General features: G+C 46.4%; 13 protein-coding genes. 2 read left to right on the top strand and 11 right to left on the bottom strand.

Annotated elements, in window-relative coordinates; translation table 11 throughout:
• Nucleotides 1-772 precede the first annotated feature (772 nt).
• The 11 genes from J7439_RS24410 to J7439_RS24465 all read right to left on the bottom strand — a co-directional run bounded on the left by J7439_RS24410 (nucleotide 773) and on the right by J7439_RS24465 (nucleotide 7,411).
• A complete protein-coding gene (locus J7439_RS24410) occupies nucleotides 773-1,378 on the bottom strand; it encodes a hypothetical protein (protein ID WP_209204659.1) in 606 nt (201 codons plus the stop codon).
• Nucleotides 1,371-1,691 carry a winged helix-turn-helix domain-containing protein gene (locus J7439_RS24415; RefSeq protein WP_209204660.1) on the bottom strand — a complete coding sequence of 107 codons (321 nt, stop codon included), beginning with the start codon at nucleotides 1,689-1,691 and terminating at the stop codon, nucleotides 1,371-1,373. The genes J7439_RS24410 and J7439_RS24415 overlap by 8 nt, the downstream gene beginning before the upstream one ends.
• 246 nt (nucleotides 1,692-1,937) lie before the next feature.
• On the bottom strand, nucleotides 1,938-2,144 hold the full coding sequence (locus tag J7439_RS24425; protein ID WP_209204672.1) for a hypothetical protein: 207 nt from the start codon (nucleotides 2,142-2,144) through the stop codon (nucleotides 1,938-1,940).
• A complete protein-coding gene (locus J7439_RS24430; protein WP_209204662.1) occupies nucleotides 2,141-2,584 on the bottom strand; it encodes a nucleotidyltransferase domain-containing protein in 444 nt (147 codons plus the stop codon). Before J7439_RS24430 ends, J7439_RS24425 begins: the two co-directional genes overlap by 4 nt.
• 253 nt (nucleotides 2,585-2,837) lie before the next feature.
• A complete protein-coding gene (locus J7439_RS24435) occupies nucleotides 2,838-3,209 on the bottom strand; it encodes a calcium-binding protein (protein WP_209204663.1) in 372 nt (123 codons plus the stop codon).
• Between the two features lie 82 nt (nucleotides 3,210-3,291).
• The gene (locus J7439_RS24440) at nucleotides 3,292-3,675 is read right to left on the bottom strand and encodes a hypothetical protein (protein WP_209204664.1); all 384 of its coding nucleotides are present in this window, start codon (nucleotides 3,673-3,675) and stop codon (nucleotides 3,292-3,294) included.
• Between the two features lie 53 nt (nucleotides 3,676-3,728).
• On the bottom strand, nucleotides 3,729-3,893 hold the full coding sequence (locus tag J7439_RS24445) for a hypothetical protein (RefSeq protein WP_209204665.1): 165 nt from the start codon (nucleotides 3,891-3,893) through the stop codon (nucleotides 3,729-3,731).
• Nucleotides 3,894-3,931: 38 nt separating this feature from the next.
• Entirely contained in the window at nucleotides 3,932-4,852 is a 921-nt protein-coding gene (locus J7439_RS24450) for a nucleotidyl transferase AbiEii/AbiGii toxin family protein (RefSeq protein ID WP_209204666.1), read from the bottom strand.
• Complete coding sequence (gene abiEi / locus J7439_RS24455) at nucleotides 4,836-5,378, bottom strand: type IV toxin-antitoxin system AbiEi family antitoxin (RefSeq protein WP_209204667.1); 543 nt, start codon at nucleotides 5,376-5,378, stop codon at nucleotides 4,836-4,838. The genes J7439_RS24450 and abiEi overlap by 17 nt, the downstream gene beginning before the upstream one ends.
• Before the next feature lie 144 nt (nucleotides 5,379-5,522).
• Nucleotides 5,523-6,617 carry a hypothetical protein gene (locus tag J7439_RS24460; RefSeq protein ID WP_209204668.1) on the bottom strand — a complete coding sequence of 365 codons (1,095 nt, stop codon included), beginning with the start codon at nucleotides 6,615-6,617 and terminating at the stop codon, nucleotides 5,523-5,525.
• A gap of 5 nt (nucleotides 6,618-6,622) precedes the next feature.
• Entirely contained in the window at nucleotides 6,623-7,411 is a 789-nt protein-coding gene (locus tag J7439_RS24465) for a hypothetical protein (protein WP_209204669.1), read from the bottom strand.
• A 463-nt stretch (nucleotides 7,412-7,874) separates the two neighbouring features.
• Between J7439_RS24465 and J7439_RS24470 the strand changes: the two genes are divergently transcribed.
• Both J7439_RS24470 and J7439_RS24475 read left to right on the top strand, forming a co-directional pair.
• On the top strand, nucleotides 7,875-8,180 hold the full coding sequence (locus J7439_RS24470) for a plasmid mobilization protein (protein WP_209204670.1): 306 nt from the start codon (nucleotides 7,875-7,877) through the stop codon (nucleotides 8,178-8,180).
• Nucleotides 8,177-8,995, top strand: a complete 819-nt coding sequence (locus J7439_RS24475; RefSeq protein ID WP_209204671.1) for a relaxase/mobilization nuclease domain-containing protein — start codon at nucleotides 8,177-8,179, stop codon at nucleotides 8,993-8,995. Before J7439_RS24470 ends, J7439_RS24475 begins: the two co-directional genes overlap by 4 nt.
• Nucleotides 8,996-9,104 lie beyond the last annotated feature (109 nt).

Here is a 9,104-nt window from a genome sequence, read left to right on the forward strand (position 1 = left end):
CGTTGCAGCCATTGTTCTTTAGTGGTTTCTGGATTGGTCATTGGAGCCTCCATGTAATCAGAGGCTTTATGATCCTTGATCAAATCTGAGCAGGGTAGGACGTGGGTTATTTTGGCGCTTACGTTGCTTGTCATTCATGGCAATCATCCTTGATAGCGCAAAGATGATGATATCACGAACGTCTGCATTCTATGGCCTGTGCCTTATCGTGTGGAGTGAGCAGATTACACCGTTGCAAATAATCAATGAGTCATCCACAAACCGGCAAATAAGTGCATTTGTCTGATAGTTTTTTAGCAGAAAAAAGTCAGCAAATTTGCAGGCATCTACGGCCCACATACCACATCACCATTTATGCAATGGAACGCACCTCAATGAGCTGTTCCTACTGGACTCAATACACCTGGCAAATACCGACGTCACGAAAAAGTCAGAAAGGTTCTGGTCGATAGTCTAGGATTACGTTTTTCACACGTTAGTGGAAATGAAGTGGAAAAAGAAATTCAAGTGATTTTGACGAAGAGAAAACAGGAGATAAGACATTGATTTTACTGGCGCACCCGAGAGGATTCGAACCTCTGACCTCTGCCTCCGGAGAGGTACTTTGGTACATATTTAATATTTGACGCATTTAAAAGATCTCCATAAATTACTGATTATTATTGATTTATACACCCTTATCATTGTAGAACAATAGTACAAGTCTCGACCAAAATCGATGCCATTTGTAGGCTATGCGTAGGTTGGAATGCTGATATATAGAATTGGTCGTTTATATCTGATTCATAAAATCAAGTAATACTATCGACTGTAACTCATCCATGCTTTCAACATTTTGTTCCTTTGCCACTTGATACAATCTTTCGATAGTCTGAACCGCACCTGCCTGACCTTCTTTTGCGCAAAATGCTTTTAATTCAACAGGCCTGATGCTGTGTTTAACCATAACTGCCAACGCCTGAACCAAAGAGGGTTTATCATTCCAATGAAAATAAGCCGCCAACCGGTCTTTTACTACATCGGCGGCCAGCAATATTGGAATTTTGCTGCCGCCATGTTTAACGATGGTTGTTTTTTGGATGATTTCATCTCCAACTGCCAATGGTGCTGGTGGAAACTCAACACAGATTGGTGTCGTGTCATTAATATAAAAACGACCGTGTTTCTTGAACCCTATTTCATCCATTGCCTGAATGACCCTGGCAACCGGGTCATGGCTAACGTTCACCATATCGATATCTTTGGTGAGATAAAGATTTTCACTATATATCTCAACAGCCAAGCCACCAACCAATACAACCCTGACTCCATGTGACTGCAAGTGCTCAGCGACTATCCCGGCCAGATCAATAATCGATATACCTTTATAATCAACCATGTTCAGACTCATCCCCTGTTTTGCCTGAGCGGACTCTTATTGTCGGCTTTCCTATCGCCCTGGGTTTATTACGATTCATCACCAGATCCTGAATGACTGTCTCCGGGTATAATGGGATAGCGGCTTTAATCAGTTCTTTCATTGTCGCCAGAAAGACATACCTGGGGTTAAGGCGATACTCTCTTAGCCTTCCAATTAAATGACTAACAACAACACCATCCTCTTCCATTCTAACCAGCTGTTTTTGTACTGAATTTTGAGAAAGGCCAAAGAATTCGGCAATACCCTTTCCGTAGCCAGAGTTCCTGAGCATCAGGTATATCAGTATCTTTTCCTGACTTTCGGCGCGAAGCACTCCCTTTAAGGCAAACATTCATGAAGCTCGTAAGGTATAGATGATACTTCAAGTATAAACCAATATTTCTATTTTAATAACCAACATATGGTTCATTTAATAGACATATTGGTTTATTAGGCACTCATACTTCGAGGTATTGTTATTAAATATTTTCGATTCAGGGTCCCACGCTCTGCAATGACCCGCTTTCCAGAACCAAGTTCATAACTGTCTGTGTTCAAACGGGAAAACTACGGATATTGGTGGCGTTCTGCAAGCCAGAGAAAACTGACTATCTACTGACAGTCCCACAATAGCCGCATCTTTTAACCTGGTTTCTGCCGCTCTAACCATCCCTGCGAACTCATTCGCATCTGGCGCTTCCGGTTTCAACTTATGTATTTTGACCAGGTTATCAAGCTCTTTCATGATTCGCCCTTATCAACAACTGCCTGATCAGTGAGCCATAGCTTAGGTTGATCCATCAACCGTGTCACAAAGCTTTGCTGTGATTCCTTTCTTTGCCGAAACTCATCGGGAGAAAAAATAGTGGGATTAATCACTCGACCAAGCTGCTTTTCTGCAGGTTCCAAACGCTCCAGAATTTCACCATAGCTTAGTCCTTCACCAACCAGTAATACATCAATATCACTGCTAGCGTGTTCCACTCCCTTTGCCACAGAGCCATACACGAAAGCCATATCGCAATGTTTTAAAACCGGGGCCAACACCTCTGTCAGCAAATATTGTATGCCGAACGTTTTGCGTGTAATTGCCCTTAATTCTTCAAAAACAGGATTTCCGGGGTTGGCCTGATAGTGCTGCTGATTCCCCTGCTGATAAGTGACCAGTATGCCTGCTTCGGTCATTTTTTTTACTTCCCGGACAACAGCACCTTTGCCAGTCCCAGCCAACCGAACCAGCTCATTCAGATAAAACGATGTATCCGGCTTACCATAAATCACAGATAACAAGGGTTTTCGTAAAGAGAGCAGAGGCAATGGTAATCAAGAAGGAAGTCGTCCTTTAAAGGTCTCTTTTTGGGTACCATAGGTCTCATTACGGGACTTTCCAAGGCCCTTAAATGGGACTCTTGAGTACCAGATTGAGACTTAAGAGAACTCAAAAATGGTATCCCTGCTCAACCCAATAATGCCAATCACCTATCGCTTCAACCGTCTCTTCGTCCACGTCATCACTGGATGCTTCGAGTTGCACCAGCGGAACGGCCAATGTTCGATCCAGCCACTTAATCTGAACCTGCATGGTGGCCTCGCAATAATCCTGATCCGCCATTCCGGTAACCACCACCCGCTCTTTCATTTTCAGTGGTGATACCGTTAACTCCTGACAGCACTCTGCCTCAAAGGGAAAAGCCAGCCTGTCATCCAGGTAACAATGCCACCCAGTGCTACGCTCCAGCTCATCATAGCAATCCACAACAATATCGTTGTAAATCCGTTCCTCTATTTCAGCATTTTTGGATGAACTCATTACTGACTCCTATACAGTATGTTTATCTCGTTTAATCAGTTACCCGCTGCTGAAACCTGGCAGGCTTCAGGCAAGAAGTTATTCACTCAAGTAATGAGCCCTGAACGGTCTCACTGCATTGATCAGCCCTCTCACCGTCAATCAACAGCTCCCCTTCCTGTTCACCCTGTCCATCCAGAACCCGGTAAAGCAGAGAATAAGCGACGCGCCACTGCCCTTCTGACACCTGCAGGGTGACCGATTTAGTATTCAGACGGAGGGCATGGCCAAAATGTTCCTCTACATGCTTATCTTTAAAACCCAACAAATCACCTACAGCAATGGCATGGCGACTCAGGCCTTGTTGAGTTTCATGATTAACACGAGCATCGGCACCTTCGAGATTGAGCATGTAGTAAGGCACTGTCCAACGTTTACCATCGGTAAAATCCAGCACCAGTGCCCGCTTTTGTTTAAGCTGCAACACTTCACAGTCACGCAGTGAATTACTGTTACGATCAAAGTAGCTCAGCTTCTGCCCTATGTCAGCGCAGCCTTGATTCTGCCAATACGTTCTGACGACTCCAGCTCACGATCAATCATGGCATTGAGCCGGAATAGATCAAAGGTGCTGGCCCGGTTCAGGGCTTCCAGCAGTTGGGCATAGTCCATGGTTGGTTTGGCAGGAGGGTTACTGTTGTTCATTCGTCACCATTACTCCAGAAAAGAACATTCGACCATCATCACATTCTGAACTCAGGAAGCTCACCTTCACCATAAAGCTCTCCCTTTAAACGGCTAAACAGTTTTTGTAACGTCCCTGACAAGTAGCTTTCAAATTTCTCCTTACCCAAAGTGCGCTCATAAACATCGGCAGGTATAAATCGCCGCATTTCAGTTTTCAGCCCACCACCGGACACTATATCAGGGATATTCCGAATCAGCTGATCCAGTCGCTGTTCAAAGTCATCAAGCCGGTAGTCGTTCACTTTCTTCTTTACCAGCTCAACATTCACTGCAGCACCCTGTTGCTGAAGCCAGGGCAGGTCCCAGATATCACGATAACGAATGTATTTTTGCGTTGCAGGCAAGGCGATCAGTTTGTCTGCCAGTACTTCATCAAGGGTTTCAGTGAATACCAAGGTGTCTCCATAGCCATCGGGGAGAAACGGGTAATTCACTCGCAGCGGCAATGCTTCTTTGGTATATGCCGGAACATTAGCGACTTCAATCTTGATTTTTTGCCGGGGAATATCTTTACGCTTCGGAGAGGTTATTACCGAAATTTGCCATTTATCAATATTCATTTGTGCATAACAAGGCTCTTTTCTGAGCGTTGCTGGCTCTTTAACCAATACCTCCAATCCATATCTGGCCCCAATATAGTCCTCAATACATGTCTTTATATTGGCAAGAGAGGCTGACGAAAAATCCACCCCTCCAACAAAATCCAGATCCTCACTGAACCGATTACCTCCATGACACAGACGAAGCGACGTACCGCCCTGAAACACCAAATGATCCAACAGGCCTTCCCGGTCAAGACAGAACAGAATGTCATAGTGAAGCAGCTCTTTCTCAACGACTGGCCGCATTAGTGCGAGATGACTATTTTGCATAATCCTCTCAACCAGCTGTGAAAAATCCTCAGTGGTCATTTTCATAACTCTGTGCCTCCTTCACCAGATGAATATTCCTCCCTACACGCCGAAGATCACGCAATGCCGCCTCAGGCGTAGCAATTTTTAACGGTCTGTCACGATCAACGACACTGTCCAAAATATCGGCGACTGAACGGCGAGTGTGGGTAAATTCAAGAACCCCAAAAGGAGTTTTATACTCTCCCTTCCGGCCTGTGGTCATAATGGTCAGCCGATCGACAGGGATTTGGGAAATAGCGCCGTATTCCGATAGTGCCGATTCCAAACTGATGTAATTGTACTCCCCCCTTCGCAAGGCTATGGCAATGCGCTCCAGCATATCTGCATTTTTGTTGCTTGAGAGGGTGAACGTATAAACCCCTTTCATCATCCGACGAAGAATACCATTCTTCACCAACCGAACCAGTCCAGCCTGAAAGGCTCTCGGGGAGTCTTCAATAAAGATTTTGCCCAAATCCCTGGTGGTAAAAACCGAATGTCCCATCCGGTCAAAAGCCGATAGCCGGTGGATTGCAGTGGCCTGATCCATCGTTACCACTCCTTCATGTAGACGTTTTAATCACTTAAATAGTGTATATCTGTCTACATAATAGCAAAACACACAGCATATAAACGCGAACAACATTAAATAGTGGTATTTATGCCTACTTATTAGCTCGTTGATTAAAGTCAGTTACCGGCACCTTAATCCCTGCCAGTGGCTGGTTTTCTTTGCGTAGCGTTGTTTCAGCTCTGCCAGCTTCTGGTCATAGGCTGTTTGCCTGTTCACCATTTTGGCCATGAGTTGAAGGTCACCAAGCTTTGCGGACAGTTCAGAATACACGGTAGAAGAGCCCCTTTTCTCAAACAGTTCTTCCACTCGCCGCCAGTACACCCCTTCATTAGCGGCCACGCTTTCTGCCTTTTCCTGTTGTTGCCGCAGCTTCTGTTCCCGGGCCTTTTCATGGGCCTTTTTCCGCAACTCACGGGCTGAAGCCAGCAGGTGGCCAACCGTGACCGAACTGCTGCGGGGCACCTCCTGAGCCTGACCAACCAGAGTGGCAAACTGTTCTCTTCGTACAGTACCGGTTTCGTCTAATAGCAATGCCCTCAGCTGGTTTCTGGCAGTCGTTTCCGGGAGCTGCATCACATATTGATCGATCAGCGCTTCTGGCTGAGCATTGGCATAATCCGGTTTGATCTGAGCCGACGCCTCAACCCGTTGAGCATCCAGTTTCAAAAAATCACACAACGCACTCTGGCTGGCAGAAAGATCATCCAAACCAGGAGGGATGGCGGGTGACAAGGCATCCGGTTCCAACCAGTCCAATTGAGACAACCAGGCCAGATACAGTGAACGATTGTCACCGTGCATCAGCTCACTGCGAATGCTCAGCAGGCTACCCATCCAGCCATCGCCATCATCCCACTCGTCGTCATAGCCATCTTCATTTTCATAGGCAAACTCAATGATCCAGTGATCGGCTACACCCGTGTAATTGCAGGTATCATTCACCAGATACCGAAGCAGCAGCGACTCATCCACAAGATTCCGAGGCACCTTGATCGCAAAAATTTTGCACCCAAAATTAGAGACATAAACAAAAGCATCAAAGAACCTGCTCAGTAACTGCCTTGGGTCGGCTTTCAAATCACCGTAGTTATAGGTGTTACAAAACCGGGTAGTCGATATCTGCGCCCGGCTGGAAATCCCCCGGAGATAGCCCATCTCATCTTTGGACAACTGCCGGTCAACGGCCACCAACTCGTAATACTGATATTCACTCATGACTGTTATGCCTTCTGCACCTTCTTACGCTTACGCACCTCATCAAGGCTGACCACATTATCTGGCAAAGCCAATGATCTCTCCTGCCCGATAACAGTAGCTGCTGCCGCAGGAAATGGGTTCGGAAAATCCCCATCCGGCGTTTGTGGATACGCCCACGCAGACAGACCTCTGGCAAACCGGAACAGCCAGTCATCCACCATCCGTGACATAGGAATGAAACACTCCATTTGTTTTGCACCAGGATACGCCTTAGCCTTTTTGTGGACACAGTTGATTCGGTGCATTCCCAACCCAATCTCTTCACTCTCGTCCAGTTGTTCCAGCCCGTAATGTTCATAGGACTGGCTCAGCCACTGTTCAGCATCGGCAACATGTCCGTTGACACTGAGATCGGTATTTCTGACAAACCGGATTCCCTTTTCCATATCGAGAAACTGGTCATACATGGTCTGAGCCTGCGATTCTGTGGTAGCGCCACTCTCTATGGCCATATGGATACACTCTCTGGCCCAGCGCCTGGTAAATCGCGCAGCAAACTCGTCCAAATCAGAAAACATCGGGTTGGAAAACAGAATGGCGTAACGACTGCGGGCTTCCACCACAATAACATCCGTGCACCCTTCTCTATTCCGGTACCCCTTAACCGCATGCACCTGCCAGGCAATGACATTATCACCAGAAGCAATCGGCTGAGTGCCTATGCGCTTACCATCCGGACTGGGTAACCGATCCAGATCAACCTTCATGTATTTACAAAAGGCATTGGTCGCAGATATTAATATTTCAAGCATTCACGGTATCTCTCGGCTGTTCTCTCGCGGGAGGGCTTACTGGCTGAATATGGCAGATTTGAACTATCAGTCAGAGCATTGCGGAATGCAAGCAAGGGCAAAGTCATGACATTACTTTGCAGACTGACTCAGTGTGCACTCGCACTGAGTGGGTGCGGCGTCGTTTCACTCCGCCGCAGGCAATATAAAATATTCGGATACGTACTGAGTCAACGTGTTTGGGGCCGTTCGACAATAAATGTCGAATTCAGCAACGGGCTTGCCGGATAAGGCAAAGCAAATGCCATTTACAGCAAACGACCAATAAAATTCAAGCGTCAACCACTTTCCAAAAGCACATCAACACCTTTCTGAAAGTTTTTAATGCCGTAGAGCACCAACATATCTGGGGAAAAAAATTACCCCTTACCGTTTTCCCGCCCTAAACCACGGTATCCTATGCACATCAAAAAGGACGACCATCATGGAGAAAACCAAAACAATCCAAATCCGGGTAAGTACTCAGGAAAAATCTGCAATCCAGACAAAAGCAAAATCACTGAATTTGCACGTATCAGAATACCTCCTCTCTCTGCATCAAAACACAGCCTTACCTCCGCCACTATCAGAGGTTGAACGGCGGCAGCTGGAAGAAGTGGCCCAAATCGGGAATATGGTCAATGAGCTTGTAACTATCATACATTCCGGAAAAGTCCCTGACACATACGAACTCCAGCTGGTGATTGAAGCAATCAGCCTCTTCGTAAAATTCCATAACCAGAAACGATGATCGCTGATGCCAAACTGACCGGAAGTATCGCGACAGGAATTTCCGTTGCACGCTATATGTTGGACCCAGATGCAAAACAGCAGGATTCTGACGTCAAAACAATGCAAAAGGCAGAGAGTAGTGAGCGAGTACTGCATATAGAGACAGCCCTTGCCAATCCAGTCTTGATAACCGACTCTCCGAAAGCATCGGCACAATCGTTCATCTTTGAGATCGTAGACTGGAACCAGCGTAATCGACCAGGCAAGAAAGCTCCGCAATCGCAGTGGGAACACCGTGTGATTAGTTTTCACCCATCAGACAGTCAAAAGCTGGATGCAGGTACTGCCTGCAAATTGGCCAGAGAATCATTAGATATGGTTGCCCCGGGGCAGCGACCAGCCCTTTTCGTTGTACACGGAGATACGGCTCACCTGCATGTGCATATGCTCTACGCAACGGTGAATGAAAAAGGCAAAATTTTTAACTTGCACCAAGACTATCGCATTTGGGAGCAGGCTATGGAGAGCCTGGAAATTAAGCATAACCTGCATCGTGTAGACAAACGGTTAGCCTGTGCTGATAGGGATTCTAAACGAATAGCTGACGGAACAAATCCAGGTAAAGCCGAATTCAGGATGATCCAGAGAACAGGGGAGCCATCGTGCAAACAACGTTTACGCGAGCTTATTGACGAGGCAATCACCGAAAGCATGTATGCACCTAAAACCAAACAATTTGCCCAGTTCCTGGCATCTCTGAGATCAAAGAAAATCAGCGTCAGCACAAACATACAATCAACAAACACTGTCGCCGGGCCCCCTGTGCCAACATAGTTGTCGCCTCTCCTGAATTTAAAAACCTAAACAGGGGGCGGCCAGTGAGTGATCAATGGCCCGCTATTCAGAAGAGTTCAAAGAGTCCATCATTCAGAAAATGATGCCA

The sequence above is a fragment of the Salinisphaera sp. G21_0 genome (genome assembly GCF_017744115.1).
Lineage (GTDB): Bacteria > Pseudomonadota > Gammaproteobacteria > Pseudomonadales > Endozoicomonadaceae > Endozoicomonas.